This window comes from Chitinophaga sp. 01L420 (assembly GCF_056399985.1).
In genome coordinates, this window is sequence record NZ_JBFTSK010000002.1 from 332,369 (window position 1) to 351,578 (window position 19,210).

The 19,210-nt window shown below is 46.4% G+C and carries 15 protein-coding genes; 8 read left to right on the forward strand and 7 right to left on the reverse strand.

Features of this window, described 5'->3' with window-relative positions; genetic code table 11:
- Window positions 1–57: 57 nt before the first annotated feature.
- A complete protein-coding gene (locus AC1DP6_RS03135) occupies window positions 58–360 on the reverse strand; it encodes a YbaB/EbfC family nucleoid-associated protein (RefSeq protein ID WP_441578254.1) in 303 nt (100 codons plus the stop codon).
- A gap of 171 nt (window positions 361–531) precedes the next feature.
- Here AC1DP6_RS03135 and AC1DP6_RS03140 point away from each other — a divergent pair, with 171 nt between their 5' ends.
- From AC1DP6_RS03140 to AC1DP6_RS03150, 3 genes are all read left to right on the forward strand, one after another.
- Window positions 532–1,767 (forward strand): NAD(P)/FAD-dependent oxidoreductase, encoded by a 1,236-nt coding sequence (locus AC1DP6_RS03140; protein ID WP_477053532.1) that lies wholly within the window; start codon window positions 532–534, stop codon window positions 1,765–1,767.
- A 13-nt stretch (window positions 1,768–1,780) separates the two neighbouring features.
- Window positions 1,781–2,869, forward strand: coding sequence for a DUF2891 domain-containing protein (locus tag AC1DP6_RS03145; protein WP_477053533.1), 1,089 nt, complete (start codon window positions 1,781–1,783; stop codon window positions 2,867–2,869).
- Between the two features lie 76 nt (window positions 2,870–2,945).
- Window positions 2,946–5,504, forward strand: a complete 2,559-nt coding sequence (locus AC1DP6_RS03150) for a DUF3857 domain-containing protein (RefSeq protein ID WP_477053534.1) — start codon at window positions 2,946–2,948, stop codon at window positions 5,502–5,504.
- Here the strand turns inward: AC1DP6_RS03150 and AC1DP6_RS03155 are convergent.
- The 3 genes from AC1DP6_RS03155 to AC1DP6_RS03165 form a co-directional block, all read right to left on the reverse strand.
- Window positions 5,501–6,694 carry an FtsX-like permease family protein gene (locus AC1DP6_RS03155; RefSeq protein WP_477023781.1) on the reverse strand — a complete coding sequence of 398 codons (1,194 nt, stop codon included), beginning with the start codon at window positions 6,692–6,694 and terminating at the stop codon, window positions 5,501–5,503. The two genes, AC1DP6_RS03150 and AC1DP6_RS03155, sit on opposite strands and share 4 nt — an antisense overlap.
- A gap of 9 nt (window positions 6,695–6,703) precedes the next feature.
- Window positions 6,704–7,354, reverse strand: a complete 651-nt coding sequence (locus AC1DP6_RS03160) for an ATP-binding cassette domain-containing protein (RefSeq protein ID WP_477053535.1) — start codon at window positions 7,352–7,354, stop codon at window positions 6,704–6,706.
- Between the two features lie 117 nt (window positions 7,355–7,471).
- Window positions 7,472–9,250 (reverse strand): hypothetical protein, encoded by a 1,779-nt coding sequence (locus tag AC1DP6_RS03165; protein WP_477053536.1) that lies wholly within the window; start codon window positions 9,248–9,250, stop codon window positions 7,472–7,474.
- A gap of 214 nt (window positions 9,251–9,464) precedes the next feature.
- On the opposite strand from AC1DP6_RS03165, the gene AC1DP6_RS03170 reads away from it, so the two are divergent.
- On the forward strand, window positions 9,465–9,743 hold the full coding sequence (locus tag AC1DP6_RS03170; RefSeq protein ID WP_477053537.1) for a YciI family protein: 279 nt from the start codon (window positions 9,465–9,467) through the stop codon (window positions 9,741–9,743).
- 55 nt (window positions 9,744–9,798) lie between these two features.
- Here the strand turns inward: AC1DP6_RS03170 and AC1DP6_RS03175 are convergent, their stop codons facing one another.
- Window positions 9,799–10,815, reverse strand: coding sequence for an SRPBCC family protein (locus AC1DP6_RS03175; protein WP_477053538.1), 1,017 nt, complete (start codon window positions 10,813–10,815; stop codon window positions 9,799–9,801).
- A gap of 87 nt (window positions 10,816–10,902) precedes the next feature.
- A complete protein-coding gene (msrB, locus tag AC1DP6_RS03180; RefSeq protein ID WP_477053539.1) occupies window positions 10,903–11,394 on the reverse strand; it encodes a peptide-methionine (R)-S-oxide reductase MsrB in 492 nt (163 codons plus the stop codon).
- A 324-nt stretch (window positions 11,395–11,718) separates the two neighbouring features.
- Between msrB and mutL the strand changes: the two genes are divergently transcribed.
- Window positions 11,719–13,617, forward strand: a complete 1,899-nt coding sequence (mutL, locus tag AC1DP6_RS03185) for a DNA mismatch repair endonuclease MutL (protein ID WP_477053540.1) — start codon at window positions 11,719–11,721, stop codon at window positions 13,615–13,617.
- 76 nt (window positions 13,618–13,693) lie between these two features.
- Here mutL and AC1DP6_RS03190 read toward each other — a convergent pair whose 3' ends face one another.
- Window positions 13,694–15,166: a gluconokinase gene (locus AC1DP6_RS03190; RefSeq protein WP_477053541.1), complete on the reverse strand. Its 1,473-nt coding sequence runs from the start codon at window positions 15,164–15,166 to the stop codon at window positions 13,694–13,696.
- Window positions 15,167–15,247: 81 nt separating this feature from the next.
- Here AC1DP6_RS03190 and AC1DP6_RS03195 point away from each other — a divergent pair, with 81 nt between their 5' ends.
- Genes AC1DP6_RS03195 through AC1DP6_RS03205 form a run of 3 tightly spaced genes read left to right on the forward strand, consistent with a single transcriptional unit; the run spans window position 15,248 to window position 19,203 of the window.
- A complete protein-coding gene (locus tag AC1DP6_RS03195; protein ID WP_441578103.1) occupies window positions 15,248–16,987 on the forward strand; it encodes a GMC family oxidoreductase in 1,740 nt (579 codons plus the stop codon).
- 17 nt (window positions 16,988–17,004) lie between these two features.
- Window positions 17,005–17,700: a gluconate 2-dehydrogenase subunit 3 family protein gene (locus tag AC1DP6_RS03200; RefSeq protein ID WP_477053542.1), complete on the forward strand. Its 696-nt coding sequence runs from the start codon at window positions 17,005–17,007 to the stop codon at window positions 17,698–17,700.
- A 48-nt stretch (window positions 17,701–17,748) separates the two neighbouring features.
- On the forward strand, window positions 17,749–19,203 hold the full coding sequence (locus tag AC1DP6_RS03205; protein ID WP_477053543.1) for a Gfo/Idh/MocA family protein: 1,455 nt from the start codon (window positions 17,749–17,751) through the stop codon (window positions 19,201–19,203).
- The last annotated feature ends 7 nt before the right edge of the window (window positions 19,204–19,210 follow it).

Below are 19,210 nucleotides of genomic sequence, written 5' to 3' on the forward strand. Positions count from 1 at the left end.
TCTTGCATAAAAAAGGTGCAAAGGAAGGTCTCCTTTGCACCCTCTTCACGAAATATATTACATCAGGCCTCCCAGCATACCGCCGGCAGCGTTCTTCATTTCTGCTTCCCAGGAGTTTTCTGCATCTTTCAGCGCACGGTTCAATGCGGTGAGCAGCAAATCTTCCATTTCTTCCTTGTTTTCCGGTGTAAAAAGATGCGCCGCAATATCAATACTTTTTACCTGACGGTTACCGTCTACGGTCACCTTCACGGCACCATCACCGGCCTCTCCGGATAAAGTTACTGTAGCCAAACGCTCTTTGCCTTCCTGCATTTTTTGCTTGATCTGCGTCAGCTTTCCAAATAAATCACCAAACATGTTTCGTGTGTTTTAAGAACGGCAAATATAATATTTTCCGCCTTCGGCGGAAGAAATTGTCTGGTTTACTCATAAACCTATATACCAGGAAAGCATTATTAATATTTAACATACAGAACAGCGCAAGGAACAATTACGTATCTTACTGGCAGGTAACAGTATCATCAAATAATGGAGACAAAAGTTTGTATTATAGGCGCAGGACCAGGAGGCGCTACCGCTGCCCTTCAACTGGCGCAGCTCGGCATTGAATGCATCGTTGTAGATAAAGCCGTATTTCCCAGAGACAAAGTATGTGGAGATGGACTAAGCGGTAAGGTATTAACACTGCTGGAACGCATCGACAAAGGCATCGGAGAACGTTTGCAGCAAGCCATGTTTAAAATGGACAGCTGGGGTGTCACCTTTGTAGCACCTAACCGCATTGGTATGGATATCCCCTACCGCCCGGATTATCAGCAAGACATGAGCAATCCACGCGGATTTGTGTGCAAACGCATTGACTTCGATAATTTCCTGGTAGAAGAAATCAAGCGCCGTTCAGAAATTCGTTTATTCGAAGGGGTTAGCATCGATAAATATGAACTGAAAGAAGATGGCTACCATCTGTCCAGTAAAGACGGCTCTTTCCAGGTAAAAGCAGACATTGTTATTGTAGCAAACGGCGCCCATTCCGGCTTCACTAAAGATGTAGCTGGTATTAAAATGGAACCGAAACATTATGTAGCCGGCATCCGTGCCTATTATAAAGGCATCACCGGTTTGCACCAGGACAATTTCATAGAACTGCACTTCCTGAAAAATATGCTCCCGGGCTATCTGTGGATATTTCCACTCCCTAATGGCGAAGCCAATGTGGGCGTAGGCATGCTCAGTAATTCTGCCCGTAATAAAAAGGTAAACCTGAAACAGCTCATGCTGGATACCCTCGCCACAGATGCTACTATGAAAGATCGCTTTGCCAACGCAGAGCTGGTAGGTCCTATTGATGGTTATGGTCTGCCACTGGGCAGTAAAAAAAGAAAATTACATGGCGAACGCTATATGCTCGTAGGAGATGCCGGCTACCTCATAGATCCTTTTACAGGAGAAGGGATCGGCAACGCCCTTTACTCTGGTAGAATAGCCGCCCAACAGGCCGCTGCCGCTATTGCGGCCAACGATTATTCCGATCAGTTCTTTAATGCCTACGATGAAAACGTATACCGCATCCTGGGACCGGAACTACAGGTCAGCACTAAGCTGACGAAACTGATCAAATACCCGTGGCTGTTTAATACCCTGATGAAAATGGGGTCCCGTAACAAACAACTGAAAGATCTGATGTCCTGCATGTTCCATGAAGTAGATCTGCGCAAAAAACTGGGCCAACCCATGTTCTATCTAAAATTGTTATTTAACAGATAAAGCATTTCCTGCTGTGAAATTTTTAAGCCAATTATCCATCATCGTATTCACCTCACTTACCATGAGTGCACAAATACATCCGGCGGCAGCCACCCGTTTAACGCCCGAAATCGCCAATAAACTGGCGGAGCTGCCACTGAAATGCCTGGACCTGGAATTTCCTTATAAAACAGGAATTGTATTTACCGATAGCTCACTGCTTACCGCTCCTAAAAACTATCATCCGGCCTTTTATGGCTGCTTCGACTGGCATAGCAGCGTGCATGGCCACTGGATGCTGGTACGCCTCCTGAAATCCTACCCGGACCTGGCCAAAGCCAGTACCATCAGAAGTAAACTGGCCGCACATCTATCTGCCGAAAACATAAAAATTGAACAACAACTGTTCAGCAGCACCGACAATAAAAGCTTTGAACGTATCTATGGCTGGAGCTGGCTCCTGCAACTGCAAAATGAATTGCTCACCTGGAAGGATCCATTGGGCAAAGAAATGAGCGGACATCTGCAACCACTGGCCACCCAGTTTTCTACTGCTTACATTCAGTTTTTGGATAAAATCATGTACCCTATCAGGGTGGGTGAACATACCAATCTCGCATTCGGATTATGCCTGGCCTGGGATTATGCCATCACCGCAAAAAATGCCGCCCTCCAGAAAGCCATACACGATGCAGCTATGCGCTTTTATGCAGCCGACAAAAATGCACCCGTTACCTGGGAACCAGGTGGATACGATTTCCTGTCGCCCAGCCTGGAAGAAGCTGATCTTATGCGCCGTGTAATGCCGGAAGCTGACTACCGGAAATGGCTATACGCGTTTCTGCCCGGCTTATTCGAAAACAAGATAAGTATCCTGCAGGTAGCACAGGTGAAAGACCGTACAGACGGCAAACTCGTTCACCTGGATGGTCTCAACCTCAGTCGCACCTGGTGCCTGGAAGCCATCGCAGAACATGGCGGGAAAAATAAAGCCGCCATTCAGCAGCTGGCACATCAGCACATGGAAGCCGGACTGCAACAGGTTTTCAGCGGAAACTATGCCGGGGAACACTGGCTGGCCTCTTTTGCTGTTTATATGCTAACTATCGGAAAACAACCGTAATTTCATTACCGTAATTTATTGTCCCTACATAAAGCTATAGTTTAGTTTGTCCGCAAGGAATATCAACCACGCTGTTATGCGCCCTACTATAACCCTCGCCTTGAAATCAGTATTGTCAATACTATTGATAGTATCGTCTTTCATCGCAACCGCTCAGAAAGTGAACACCAGCCCTACTCCGGCATGGCTGGTACCTTATACCCCGGACCTTACTAAAAAACCCAATGCTAAAAATATCAGCGATGGATATTATCTGCTGCTGCTGGAAGAACAAAGACAGGTAGAACTGAAAAGTAATTACCAACACTTTATCCGTCAGATTATTTCAGAAGCGGGCATTCAAAATGGATCGGAGATCTCGGTAGACTACGATCCACAATATGAAAAACTCTCCTTTCATAAAATAGTGATTCACCGTGACGGAAAAGAAATAAACCTGTTGCCAGGCGCTGCATTCAAACTGTTGCAAAAAGAACAGGACCTCTCCAGGTTCATCTACAGTGGCACTTATACCGCTTATCTTATCCTCGAAGATGTGAGAAAAGGAGATCAGATTGAATACGCCTATTCTATTACCGGCGACAATCCCATCTTCAACGGGAAGCTCGATAGCCGTATTTATTTTGTGGCCTATGAACCCATTGTTAACTATTACAAAAACCTGATCGTAAGCCCRCAAAGGCCCATCCGGTTTAAATTATATAATAACGCCTCCGCTCCCATTCAAAAAAACTGGAACGGACTACAAGTATATGAGTGGAATAATGTAGAGGTAAGGGAAGCCGACAACAGTAACTACGTTCCGTCCTGGTACAATCCCTTTACCCGTGTACAGGTAAGTGAATACACCTCCTGGAAGGAAGTGGCCGACTGGGCCAGGAAAATAAATACCGTGCCTGCCCCGGGCCCGGCATTGACACATAAAATTGCTGCCTTCAAAAAAGCAGCTAATGGCGATAAAACTACCTATCTGCTGCAAGCATTGCGATTTGTACAGGATGACATCCGGTATATGGGCATTGAAATGGGAGAATATTCACATCGTCCCAATGTACCTGACAGGGTGCTGACACAGCGTTTCGGCGACTGTAAAGACAAAGCCCTGCTGCTCTGTACCATCCTGCGCGCCAACGATATTGCTGCCAGCATGGCCTATGTGAATACGGACGGCAAAGGCGTGGTAAGTGAAATGCTCCCCTCCCCAAATGCCTTTAACCATGCCATTGTACACGTAGTCCTTGATAAGAAGGTGTATTGGCTGGATGGCACCATGTCCTACCAGCGGGGCAATCTGGCTGATTTCTGTGAACCGGACTATCAGCGCGCACTGGTCATTACTGATACCACTACGCAGCTCACCCCTATCGTTCCGGTCACCCGCGGACGTATTGTTGTTCATGAAACCTTTACCCTGCCTGACGATGAAAATAAAGATGGTGGCCTGGAAGTAATGACGGCCTATCACCGGGATGAGGCAGATGCACAACGCGCAGACCTCGCCGGCACCAGCATGAAGGATAAAGAAAAGTCGTATCTCAGCTATTATAAAAAGTTATATGGAGATGTGACCATCAGGGATTCTATCACCACACAAGATTCAAGTACCGTCAATACTATACGCATCAGGGAAAGCTACCTGATACACCGCATGTGGAAAAGAGATAGTCTTACCAATAAGTTGCAGTTCTCCACCAGCGCGCAATCTTTCTATGATATACTGTCGTATGTGTCTGACGAACAGCGGAAACTACCGGTCAGCCTGCGTTATCCATATAACCTGGACTATAAAATCATCATGCATACGCCCATTGAATGGTCCCTGGATCAAACACCAGTGCACATTCAGAATGAATATTATGCCTTTGATTATACCGCTTCAAAAAGCGGTACCCTGATAACATTGTCTTACCAGTTTAAAACCTTCAGTGATCATGTGCCCGTAAAGTTCATGTCGCAGTACGTGAAAGACCTGAAGAGGATGAATGAAGTCACTTCACTGGATCTTAGCTGGAAGCCGGATAATACACCTGTGCATCGTCCGGCAATACCCGGTAACTGGCTGGCCATTGCATTGGCCGTATTATTCGCCGCCGTTTTTGCTTACCTGGCAAGCGTTTACTATAAGCGGTCCGTATGGCCGGTAAGAGATGCGCCGGAATCCATGCCTATCGGCGGAGGGCTTGCACTGCTGGCTATAGGACTGGTATTTAGTCCCTTGGGAGAATTTGTAGGTGTTTGTAAAATGGCGGTATTCGATTATAGCTTCTGGGTAAATGCTTCTACCCGAAAAGACCTGGGGAACGTAACCCTGGTACAGCTTTTCCTGATTATGGAAATGGTGGTAAATGTGTTTTTGCTTACTTACAGTGTACTGCTGGCCGTATTATTTTTTAACAGAAGAGATACTTTTCCATTTGCACTCGCCACCTATTATTTTATCTCTACTATTTTTATTTATGTAGATAACTCCATCAACAACTACTACTTCAATACACATCAGCCAGACAGTATATTCAGCTTAAACAGCATTCTCTGGCCGCTATTGCGCATGGCTATCTGGGTGCCCTATCTACTGACGTCGGAAAGAGCAAAAACTACTTTTGTTATGCCGTACCAGGCAGAAAGAGAGCGTTAAATATTATTGACGTATTTCCGTACTGTGGCCAGGTTCACGATGTATACCAGTCCAAGCACCAGCACAATGCCCGCAAACACGGGTACGCCTGGCCAGGGGCTGACCTCCATCTGATGAGTAGCCAGTTCCGCAGCTGCCCAGTATTGCAAACCCGCTACCAGCAAAAGCGACAGGATGCCTATAACAATATATAAAGGAACAAATTGCTTCAGCAGGTATCGCTGTAGTTGTTTCGGCGCCGTGCCCAATATCACCAGCAACTGAATTTCCCGCTTACAGGAAGCAATGACCAGCTGGATAAACATGCTGAACACCAGCAGCGCAAAGAACAACAATATCAGTCCGAAGAACCCTACTACAGATACAATGGTTTGCACAATCATCCTGGTTTTACTGAACTTCAGCTTATCCTGATTGGTGGTGTAGCCATTGTCTTCCAGGAACTTTACCAGTGCCGGGTTAGACGGGTCCGGTGTTTTAATGATTACCCTGGAAGTACCAACATTAGTAGCCATTCCATATTTTTCATTGGCCCACGACATAAAGGAGGCTGGCACGAGGAAGGAAGAGATGCGATCAGAAAAACCCACTATATGGCCCATGAACTGATCAGCGACCTGGTTATTGGAAATGCTTACCTGTAAGGGCAGCGCCTTCACCGTTTCCTGGGAAATCTGTGGCAGGTCCTGGCTTAGGGAAAAACCAAAGTTATAGAGATTCAGAAAGTCGTTGGGTAAGATAATGGGAATGGTGCGGTCCCCGTTGCTCCATTTCCAGTCTTCGTTTTTCACATCTAAAAAGCTATCCGGCACTGCTTCAAAAAACATATCAGTTGCAAAGTGCAGGTCACCCGGAGCTTGTATAACTACTTTGTACTGACTGGAGGTAACTAACCCAAAAGCCTGTACGAAAGGTTGCTTTTTTATATTGGCAATTTCTTCCGGGGTAAAAATGCTTTTGGCAGATTGTCCCATCATAGCGTTGGTGATGGTTTTGTTGATCACCAGGAAATCGGCCGTTTCATTCTGGTTTTTGGCGCTGTACAGCAGCTGGCTGAAGTTGGTATGGGCCTGGATAGCAATCAGTATCAGCAGCATCGCAATACCCAGTCCAACCGCTGCCATCAGAAAGCGGGTTTTACCTACACCGGTTTGAATGATCTTCTTAAGTAAGTCGAAAAAAGGACGCATGAAACAACATTAAAGATGGAAATGCACATCATAAGTGAAGTGCTGGTCATTATCCAGGTCTGTTAAAATGAACCCGGCATTGCGGGCTTTACATTCATCGGCAATCAGTGCAGCGGCACGCTGCGTATTTTCTTCATCCAGGTGGCTGAAGGGTTCGTCCATCAGCAACCACTGAAAAGGTTGTACCAGTGCCCTGATAATGGCAATACGCTGCCGCTCGCCATAGGAAAGGGTTTTACCACTCTGCTCCAGTATATGCGATACATTGAGTCGTGCTGCCATTTCCTCGATCTTTTCGGCGGGATAGTATGGCTTGGGCTGCATTACTCTTTTTAAAGTAATATTTTCACGGGCAGTGAGCTGTTCAAACAGGCGAAGGTCCTGGAATATGACGCTCAACTCCTGCTGCCGCATCAGTGCAATCTCGTTTTTACTGTATGCCTGCCAGGGCTGTCCGTTTACCTGTACTTTTCCTGTATAGTCATAACGGATATGATACAGGTAGTGGATCAGGGTAGTTTTGCCGGTACCTGACGGCGCTTTTATTTTTACAAAACTGCCTGGTTTAAAAGTCACGTCCTGGTTCCAGATGTCCGATGACCGCTGCCGGAGCTTATCCTGCAAGGGTATGGGCATGAGCTGATTGAGCTGAATCTGCATAGTGGCATTTACTGTTAACAAAAGCGAATATAAATGATAAATTTCACGCAGAGGTGCAAAGAAAACAAGGGCGCAGAGGAATATCCCCTGCGCCCTTGCATATAAGTATGATCTGAATTAATGAGCTGTTGCAGTAGTATCTGCCGGGGCAGCAAAGAGGCTGTCTTCATAAGCCTTTTCCTTTGCTTTCTTTGCCTGCATTACTTTCGCCGCTTCTGTACCAAAATTAACCAGTTGTACAAGGCTGTTCTGATCTTTATTTTTAAAGGTCAGTACTGCTTCTGCATGCTGTACATCACCGCCTTCGCTTTTGCTTACTACGGTAAAGTCTTTGAACAGTTCTTTTACTTTCTTGGATACATTTTTTTCATCTGCATCCATTTTTTCTTCCGGAATAATGGCGGTCACCTTTTCGAGGTTTACATAGCCACCCAGCATGCTTCCTTTTACTTTGCTTTCAATGCCTTCCGGTAATTTGATGCTGCCTTTGCCGGCCAGGTATTGCTGTAACAATACGCTATCGGAACCTACCGTTACAAATTTCTCAGTAATGGAGAATGGAGGCATGGTAGCAGCAGCCATTGGGTTTACAGTTACGTAGTGGTCACCTTCGCGGGCAAACACTTCCTTCAGCATAGGAGAAGTCATTACTTTATTGAAAGCATCCTTATTTCCTACTTTCAGGCTGAAGATCCATTTAGCAGAAGGATTTTCAGTGAATTCGCCAGGGAAGTATTCTGATTCTTTCTTGGTGATCGCAAAATCAGAGGCAACATATACCAGCTGACCTTCAAAAGCATTCAGGATATCATCCATGGTTAAGCCGGATTTGCCGGTAATAGCCATGTTTACGATACCATCCATGCCAGTAGCTTTAATGATTTCACCGATCATGCGGAAGTCGAAAGCATAGGAAACGAAACCGGTCACGTTTTCTGAAGGATATTTCTTCAGCATGTCCATATCGATTTCTTTTTTGCCATATTTCTTATAGATAGCGGCAATTTCTTTACCCATGTAAGTATTCCCGTTAAACAGAATTTTACCGTTTTCGAAGTCAACGGTACCAGTGTAATAGGTACCTTCCATCAACTTCTTCACGTTGGCAGGGATCATAGTAAACTGGCCGCTGTTATAGATGGCTTCCGGGTTTACAAAGATGCCTGCATCTGCATCTTCTTTCAGCAATTTGGCAAAAGGCTCGATAGAACCGGCAGATTCTTCTTTTTTCAGGTGGAAGAGATGATCTACTTCCGCTACCCATGTTTTTATTTCTGCATCATCATCGGCAGCTCTGAAGGCTGCTGGTGCAGCAACAGCGCTATCAACAGCTTCTTCCGGAGCGTCCGGGGTGGGTATCCCGTTGTTACCTGGCGTATATTGCTGCAGACTATTAGGGTCTACTGCGCTCACGTAGATCACGGTAGATTTATTCCAGCCGATCACTGCATGTTGCTTGGACTCCCAGATATATTTAAAATCATTTTGTGTTTTCAGGGAGAAGTTAGCTACGGTCTTTTTGAGATAGGCCTCAAATTTGTCCGCATCTTTCAAACTGGCAGTAGCAGCCACATAGGACTTGTGGTCAGCGGGCTGACCCTGGAAAACGAAGGACGCAAAGAAATGGCTTTGCAGGTCGATACCGGAATTTTCGGCATCTTTCCAGGCTTTCATCATTTCATTGGAGGTGTCTTTGCTTTGTGCTGCATCAAACAGTTTATCCATGGTAATACCATTGGTCACCAGTTTGGTAGTCAGTTGTTTGGCATTCAGGTCTATTACCAGGCCAGCCGTTTTTGGAATATACCGGCTCTCATCAGGGGTTTTAGAGCAGGAAGACAGAATAACGGCTGCGGCTACAGCAGTTAACAACACTTTGGAAATTGTTCTTTTCATAAAAGCTATAAAAATTAAAGAAAATGATTCGGAGCAACACTCATCAAACAATACATTCCCACTATCGTGGTATTTCATTCGTGCAAAAGTACGTATATTTTTGTAGCGCATATGTCTGATTTTTCCCGGCAACATACAATAATTCAATACTGATTAAGTTTATACCTTTGCTACTAACTATGAAACTATTACTAAATACCATAGAAAAACCATTATGTTCCTGATTATGTTRCAATACATACGGCCCGTTGCGGCAGTAGAACACTTCATGGAGGCGCATACCGCCTTCCTGCAGAAGCACTACGAAAGTGGTCAATTCATCTTATCGGGTCGAAGAAAGCCTAAATCGGGTGCCGTTATTCTTTGTAACGTTTCGAGCCGAAGGGAGGTAGAAGAGATCATGAGTGAAGATCCACTGGAAAAGTACCAGCTGGCGCTTTACGAGATCATTGAATTTGAGCCAACAATGTATGCCAACACGCAGAAGAAATAGTCTTTCCGCCTTGTAATGCCTTGCCAACCGCTTATGCTTCTTTATTTCCGGATCATCACTTCATAAAGTAAATGACCTTCGTCAGCCATTTGCTACTGTCCTTTTCTTTGCCCGGATCTGTTACATACATCTCTATTGTGGGTGGGATTATTTTCCTTCCTTTATCTGTAATAAATTTTTGAATGGCCACATGTGCGTTGGCTATTTTGCTGTAAGGGCCATAATAGTCCGCATATGCAGCCTGTGCTGCCGGCAGTGTAATGATTTCATAGCCACTGGCTGCTTTGCTGCCTTCCGGAACCGGTATAGCCGCCGCCATATCTGTTTGCTGTAGTTTCCGATCCCAGGTAAAAAAGATGCCGCAGGGTACTCCTGGCTGCAATTTGGCTGCTGTGGCCGCATTATAGATCGTTTCCAGGTTTTTACGATAATAGTCGGTAATCCTGCTCATCTGAATGGTTTTTCGTACAGCCGCATACGTGGTCGCAGGGTAATTCATTTCTTTTACCGTTACATCAATACCGTTGGGGGTACCCGGTCCTTTCACCTCTGCTTCCGCCATACTCTTCAGATTACTGAGGCCATGGTGAAAATCCTTCTCCAGTGCGCCTTTCATAAAAAGCGACATCACATTTTGCGGGCGTTTATAGCGGGTATCAAATCCCCAGGTAACCTTTGTTTTGCCGGCAGCCTCCGATAAATTAAAAAACACATCTGACTCAGATGCGAAAGGTGTAATGAATGTAAGTTTCTGGGTAACAGACTTATAGGTATCCATGGATAGATGCTGTAACTTCCCCTCCCCGATTTTACTGCCTTTCCAGGAATCGGTAGCTCCAATAGCACCATCATCGCCTGTAACAGTAAACCTGGCGGTGGAATCCATCTGTTTCCAGCTATTCCACTCATTAAATTTTTCGAATCTGACAATGTCATTCCATACGATAGACGCGGGAGCATTGATTTCCACTGTGCGCTCCACATGCATTGTGGTGGGCGCGAAAAAGATCAACACGAGTGCTATGAACAGGATGATTCCTATGATCCAGGCGAGTGTTTTAAGTACTTTCATGACTGTCGGGGGTTGATGATAATAAAAATACGTCTTTTTATTGTTCAACCGACAGATCACGTTGGCAATCAGATAGAAGAATGTTGGCTACTCGTACTCTTTATCGTTGGCTTTGTCCTGTTGATACTGCTCGTCTGCTTCCTGCGCTTTTTCGAAGTCCAGGATAACGGAGTTAATGCAATAACGAAGTCCTGTTGGCGGTGGTCCATCATCGAAAACATGTCCGAGGTGCGATTTGCAGCGACCACACAAAACCTCCGTCCGATGCATGCCATGTGAATTGTCTGGCGCATAAATGACACTGGTTTTGGTAAGTGGCTGAAAAAAGCTCGGCCATCCGCAACTGCTTTCGAATTTGGCATCCGAAACAAATAAAGGATTGCCGCAGGCTGCACAGTAGTAACTACCATGTTCTTTGTTGTTCCAATATTTTCCGGTAAACGCCCATTCTGTTCCCTTTTCCCTGGCAATGTTAAAAACATCCTTTGGTAGTACTTCCTTCCATTCCTCGTCTGTAAGATTTACTTTACTGGCATCTGTATGGGAGTAAATTCCTCCCTTCTTTTTTCCATCTTCCATTGATTTCTTTTTTTCGCCGTTTTACGGGTAAGTACGGTTGGTCACCCTGATAGAGATCTTCAAAATTATTCGATTCCATAGGTACATATGTAAAGTTTTGATTCGTTAACTTCTCATTAACACTATCATTGTGATTCAGTCAGTCTGTTGCTTCCTTAATTTTTTCTCTATTTAAATTACGTATGAACAAGCATAATGGATTGTTATTTCCTGCAAATCAAGGGCCTATTTCACAAAACAGTTAGTTTTTTGTTTAAAACTGTCTGATAATCACCGATGAGCAACTGCATTTAAATTGTTAACTTTACAGCAAAAGGCTAGTAAGTGGCGGATATCATCAATTTATTACCAGACAATATAGCGAACCAGATAGCTGCAGGAGAAGTGATACAAAGACCGGCATCAGCGGTAAAGGAATTACTGGAAAATGCAGTGGATGCAGGCGCTACCGAGATTCAGCTGATCATAAAAGATGCAGGCAAGGAGTTAGTGCAGGTAATTGATAATGGCGGCGGTATGAGCGAAACAGATGCCCGGATGTGCTTTGAACGCCATGCTACCTCAAAAATACAATCCATAGACGATCTTTTCCAGATCACGACCATGGGTTTCAGGGGTGAAGCCCTGGCCTCCATTGCGGCCGTGGCCCAGGTTGAACTCAAAACCCGTAAGAAAGGCACCGATGTTGGCTCCTACGTGGAAATCGATAATAGCTTCGTAAAAAAGCAGGAACCCTGCCAAACAGCAGAAGGTACCAGCATCGCGATGAAAAACCTGTTCTTCAATGTGCCTGCCCGCAGAAACTTCCTGAAAAGCAATGCGGCAGAAATGAGACATATCGTAGACGAGTTCATTCGCGTGGCCATGTCTTTCCCCCAACTGCAATTTTCACTCACCAGCAATAATCAACAGCTGTTCCACCTGGACAAAGGATCGCTTAAACAGCGCATCGTGGCCATCCTGGGACAACATTATAACGCCCGTCTTGTTAGCGTAAAGGAAACTACCGACTACATGAATGTGTACGGATTTGTAGGAAAACCCGAAACAGCCAAGAAAACAAGAGGCGATCAGTTCTTTTTCGTCAATAACCGCTTTATCAAAAGCTCTTACCTGAACCATGCAGTCATGAATGCGTTTGCGGATATTATCCCGGCAGACGGATTCCCCCTGTATGTACTGTTTATTGACGTAAACCCTGAACATGTCGACATCAACGTACATCCTACCAAACAGGAAATCAAGTTCGATGACGAAAAGCTGATGTATGCCTTTGTACAATCTGCTGTGAAACACTCCCTGGCCCAGTTCAGCATCACCGCTACCCTGGACTTTGACCTGGATCCCAGTATCCAGGCCCTCGACGCTGTAAGTAAACCATTTACCGCCCAGCAACAGAACGAGTCTACCCTGAGTCCCTTGTATAAATCCTTTACACAGGCGAACCAGGCACACATGATCGATAAAAGCACCAACAGCAGTAACCTGAAGCACTGGAAAGACTTATACGAAACCAACAGCAACGACACTTACACCACCAGCACCTATACTGCCGAACAGGAGCCCGAAACACGCCCTGCTGTTACTTACGAAAGTCAACCCCATGCTACCGCCTCCGTTATTGATGAACGCTGGCAGGATACCGCTACAGATCAAAAAGTGCCGGTACAAATCCAACAACAATACATTTTGTCCCAGATAAAATCTGGCTTCATATTAATAGATCAACAGGCAGCACATGAAAGAATCCTGTATGAACGCTACCAGCGTGCCTTACTCGAAACACCCATGGCCACCCAGCAAAGCCTCTTCCCGCAAACCCTGCAACTCCCCCCTGCAGATGCAGCCCTGGTAAGCGAAATGCTGGGAGATCTCCAGACATTGGGCTACGACCTGGAACCGTTTGGTAATAATGCCTTCATTGTCCGCGGTACTCCTGCAGACATCCAGAATGGTAACAACCAGGCTACCATCGAAAACCTGCTGGAACAATTCAAAAACTTCAGCCATGAGCTGAAAGTAAATACCCGCGAGCAGCTGATCCGCTCTATGGCACGTAACAACGCCATCCCTACCGGTAAAATACTGGCCGCCCGCGAAATGCAGAACATTATCGATGAACTGTTTGCCTGCAGCATGCCAAATGTGGCGCCAGGCGGCAAATTCACCTTCATATCATTCAAACTCACTGATCTGGCGCGCATGTTTGAACGCGGCAACTAAGCGGGTTACATCTTAAAAAGAAGAGCGAGGAAGACTATATGATCTTCTTCGCTCTTCTTTTTAAGATGTAACCCGCTTAATCCCCACTGAGAAAAAATTCCAGCTGGTCATATAGCTTCCCAAAGCGTCTATACTTCTCCTGATACCCTTCAAACTTACTCACATCCGGTTTAAACACCACTTCCGTTGCCGGAGCACTATCATCCGGCTCCGGCCATTTCAGCGCCCTTGCAGCCAGTATGATGGCTCCCAATGCAGACGCATCACTTTCCTGCTGCAGATACATGTCCTGGCCAAAAATATCTGCCAGCAGCTGAATCCAGCCTGGAGAACTGGTGAAACCGCCACTAACAGAAATTTTGCGCACCGGTCCGGCTGTTTCTGACAACGCTGTTTTAATGCTGTAGAGCGCAAAACAAATACCCTCCAGCACTGCCCGGGTAAAATGTGCGGGGGTATGCTGGGGCTGTATGCCTATGAAAGCCGCACTGGCATGACTGTTCCACACCGGCGCTCTTTCTCCCAGCAAATACGGCAGGCATAACAGCCGGCCCGGATCGGTCAATAAAGCTTCGTTCACCAGGTCATTCAATGCGCTCAGCGGCTTTTGCAGAAAATCCCTTACCAACCATTGCAACACAACACCGCCGTTATTGGTGGCACCTCCGGTAATATATACATCATCTGTTAGCAAGTAAGTAAAGAGACGTGCGTGGGCATCTGTGAGCGGCTGTTGCCCTGCCATTCTTACCGCGCCGCTGGTGCCGATAGTGAGGGTAGCATGGCCTTCGTCCATAGCGCCACTGCCTAATTGTGCCAGGCAGCCATCACTGCCCCCTATTACAAATGGGGTGTTGGCCGGAATGCCCAGTTGGGTGGCAATATCTGCGTGTAATCCTTTTATGATGTGATTTGCCGGTACCGGTTGTGGCAGTTGTGCTGCCGTGATGCCTGCAGCCGCCAGTGCCGGCTCACACCATTGCAAAGTATGGATGTCGAACAATCCGGTAGCCGAGGCAATAGAATGGTCAATAATGTAACTACCGAAGAAATGATGGAAGATATATTCTTTAATACCAGGGAACAGCGCAGTTTGTGCAAACAGTAATGGCTGCTGCTCCCGGAGCCACATAATCTTGCATAGTGGCGACATGGCATGTACCGGCGTACCCGTTTGCCGGTATATCAGCTGACCTTCCAGGGTATTGCGCAATGCGAGCGCATACGATTCGCTCCTGTTGTCTGCCCAGATAATCAGGGGTGTAAGCGGTACGCCTTCACTGTTAACTGCCAGGATGCTGTGCATGGCGCTGCTAAAGGAAATGGCTGCTGGTGCAGCTCCCACCTTCGCTGCCACTTCCCGGATCCCGGCCTTTACGGCGGCCAGTATCACATCAGGGTCCTGCTCGCTGTAGGTGGGCTGTGGATGCCGTGTGGCATAGGGCTGTTGAAAAACAGCCAGAATTTTGCCGTCCATTCCTCGCACAATCGATTTTGTACTGCTGGTGCCGATATCTACCCCAATAATATACGCTGTATGATCACTCATATAAAAAACCTTCCTTTTTCCGCATTTAATTTATAGATTTAAAACCGGTGTTCTTCTAAAAAGTCTAAAATATCCACGCAAATGGCTTTCGAAATCAAAAAACAGGGGAAGGTTTATGACGTTTGTATTGTTGGTTCCGGTGCCGGAGGCGGTATGGCGGCAAAGATGCTGTCTGATGCAGGCCTGAAAGTAGCATTACTGGAAGCAGGTCCAAAGTATGACCCTGCCGACCCGGAACAGGCCACTCAATTAAAATGGTCATATGACTCTCCCAGAAGAGGTGCAAGTACCACCCGCCCGTTCGGCGACTTTGACGCATCGTACGGAGGATGGGAAATTAACGGTGAACCTTACACGAAAAAAGATGGCACCGAATTCGACTGGTTCCGCTCCCGTATGTTAGGGGGCCGAACTAACCACTGGGGCCGCATTTCACTACGCTTCGGACCACGTGACTTCAAACACAAAAGCTATGATGGCCTTGGTGATGACTGGCCCCTCAGCTATGATGATGTGGCGCCTTATTACGACCGGGTAGATAAGATGATTGGTGTATTCGGATCCAAAGAAAACATGCCCAATGAGCCCGATGGCTTCTTTCTACCTCCTCCCAAACCCCGGCTTCATGAGCTGATGGTGAAGAAAGCAGGTGATCGTTTAGGCATCCCCGTTATCCCGGCGCGTTTATCTATTCTGACCCGTTCTGTTAATAAAGATCGCAGCCCCTGCTTCTATTGCAGTCAATGTAACCGTGGTTGTACCGTGTATGGCGACTTCTCCGCGTCTTCTGTACTGGTGAAGCCTGCCATGAAAAGCGGACATGTAGACCTGTATACCAATGCCATGGTACGGGAAGTGCTCACAGACGGCAGCGGCAAAGCCACCGGCGTAGCCTATGTGGATAAAACAGATCTCCAGGAATATTCTGTGAATGCCAAAGTAGTGGTATTAGCTGCCAGTGCCTGCGAATCTGCCCGTTTGCTACTCAACTCAAAATCTGCCAAACATCCTAACGGGCTAGCGAATTCCAGTGGTGTGGTGGGTAAATATTTGCATGATTCTACCGGTTCTTCCAGGGGAGGCTTTTTGCCGCAACTGATGGACCGTAAACGTTATAATGAAGATGGTGTAGGCGGCATGCACATGTATGTGCCGTGGTGGGAAGACAATAAAAAGCTGGACTTTGCCCGTGGCTACCATATTGAATTCGGAGGTGGTATGCATATGCCATCTTATGGTTATGGTTTTGGTATGGAACACCTGAATGGCAAACAACCAGGCCGCGATGGTAAAATAAAAGCGGCCGGCGGCTATGGTGCTTCGCTGAAAGATGATTACCGCCGGTTTTACGGCGCCCACATCGGCTTTGCCGGCAGGGGCGAATGTATTGCACGGGAAGATAATTACTGTGAGATAGATCCTACGGTGGTAGATAAGTTTGGCATACCGGTACTCCGTTTCCATTACACCTGGAGTGATCATGAAATTAAGCAGGCCAGACACATGCAGGACACCTTTGAGCAGATCATTCATGAAATGGGTGGTATTGCGACCGGTACCAAACCGGGTGCTGATACCAAATACGGACTGGAAAATCCTGGCCGTATCATTCATGAAGTAGGTACTACCCGCATGGGCGATGATCCGACCAAATCCGTACTGAATAAATTTAACCAGGCGCACGAAGTGAAAAATCTCTTCGTTGTAGATGGTGGTGCATTTGTATCCCAGGCAGATAAAAATCCTACCTGGACCATACTGGCCCTGTCTATGCGGGCATCTGAGTATATTGTAGATCAATTGAAAAAACAGAATCTCTAATCATTTAAGTTTTTTTCATGGATAGAAGAGAATCACTTAGGGCCATTGCATTAGGCACGTTATCAGTAGGTACCATCTTATCAGCCACTGGTTGTGAAGATAAAAAAGGAACCGGTGATAAGAAAGGAGAAGAAGTTGCCAAAACGCCCGGCTATGGCCGCACACCAGAAGAAGTAAAACGGGATAAAGCATTGATGGAAGAGAGTTTCTTTACTCCGGAAGAAATGAAAACCATCACCATTCTGGCGGATATTATCATTCCGGCAGATGAACATTCCGGCAGCGCTTCTGATGCCAAAGTGCCTGAATTCATTGCTTTTATTGTAAAAGACATGCCGGAACACCAACTGCCCATGCGGGGTGGTTTGCGCTGGCTGGATGTGCAATGTGCCAAACGATATAATAAATCTTTTGCCGACTGCAGTGAGCAACAACGTATTGAAATCGTTGACCTGATTGCTTATCCGGAAAAAGCGAGTCCTGAAAACAGCCAGGGCGTTGCCTTTTTTAACCGGATGCGCAATCTGACTGCTACAGGATTTTTCACCAGTAAAATAGGTATCAAAGACCTGAACTACATTGGCAATACCCCCAACGAATGGGATGGGGTACCTGCGGATGTGTTGAAGCAATATGGTTATGCCTATGATGAAAAGACATTGGCGACCTGCCTCAAAATTGAGGACAGAGGTAAGCTGATGACCTGGGACTAATGACCAAAATTGCTATTTCATAATTTAAATCCAGAAAACTTATCATCAATGATTCCAGAAAAAAAGAATGAGGGGGAAAACGGTGTCTCCCGCAGATCATTCCTGAGAAACGGTGCGCTTGCAGCCGCCGGTTTCATGATAGTTCCACGTCATGTATTAGGCCGGGGCTATGTAGCGCCAAGCGATCGCCTGCGGGTAGCAGGTATCGGTGTTGGCGGTAAAGGCTTCAGCGATATTTCTGAATTTGCCAAAGGTCCGGCTGATATTACTTTCCTGTGTGATGTTGACGCCCGTCGTGCCGCGGAAGCAGTAAAGAAATTCCCTAAGGCTAAGTTCTATACTGACTTCAGGGAAATGTTTGACAAGGAATACAAAAACTTCGATGCGGTTTCTGTATCCACACCAGACCACACACACGCAGTGGCTGCCATGGGTGCGATGCAGCTGAAGAAAGATGTATATGTTCAAAAGCCATTAACACACGACATCTACGAAGCACGTATGCTCACGCAGGGTGCCAACAAATACAAGGTAGTAAGCCAGATGGGGAACCAGGGCTCTTCCGGTGATGGTGTTCGTCAGCTGATGGAGTGGTACAATGCCGGTCTTGTTGGTGATGTCCACACTATCTACTGCTGGACAGATCGTCCCGTATGGCCACAGGGCGTTCCCTGGCCAACCACCCGCCAGGATGTTCCTAAAGAACTGAACTGGGATCTGTGGTTAGGTACGGCTCCTAAAAAAGACTATGTGGATAACCTGGTGCCTTTCAACTGGCGTGGCTGGTGGGATTACGGTACCGGCGCTATCGGCGACATGGGTTGTCATATCATTGAACCTCCTTTCCGTGTACTGGGACTGGGCTATCCTACTTCGGTAGAGTGTAGCGTTGGTAGTGTATACGTAGGAGAATTTACACGTGGCTACTTCCCTGAAAGCTGCCCTCCTTCTTCTCATGTAATCATGAAATTCCCGGGTAAAAACGGCAAGGAAGTGACCCTGCACTGGRTGGATGGCGGTATTCAGCCTGAGCGTCCGGAAGAACTGGGACCAAACGAAGTAATGGGCGATGGTGGTAACGGCGCCTTGTTTATCGGTGATAAAGGTAAAATGATGTGTGGCACTTATGGTATGTATCCTAAGTTGTTACCTACTAACCGCACAGATGGCGCATCTGTACCACAAACCATTGCACGTGTACCCGAAGGGCACTATGTACAGTGGGTGAATGCCGCTATTGCTGGCTATGGCAGCAAGCAGCAGAAATCACTGAGCTCACCATTCGACATTGCCGGTCCGCTGACAGAAAGTATTCTGATGGCAAACCTTGCGATACGTAGTTTTGATATACGCAAACAAAAGTCCAATGGTAAAGGATTTGATTATCCCGGCCGTTATATCAAGCTGTTGTGGGATGGTAATAATATGAAGATTACCAACTTCGATGAGGCTAACCAGTTCGTGAAACGTAATTACCGCGATGGCTGGTCATTAGGTGTATAATTATTCA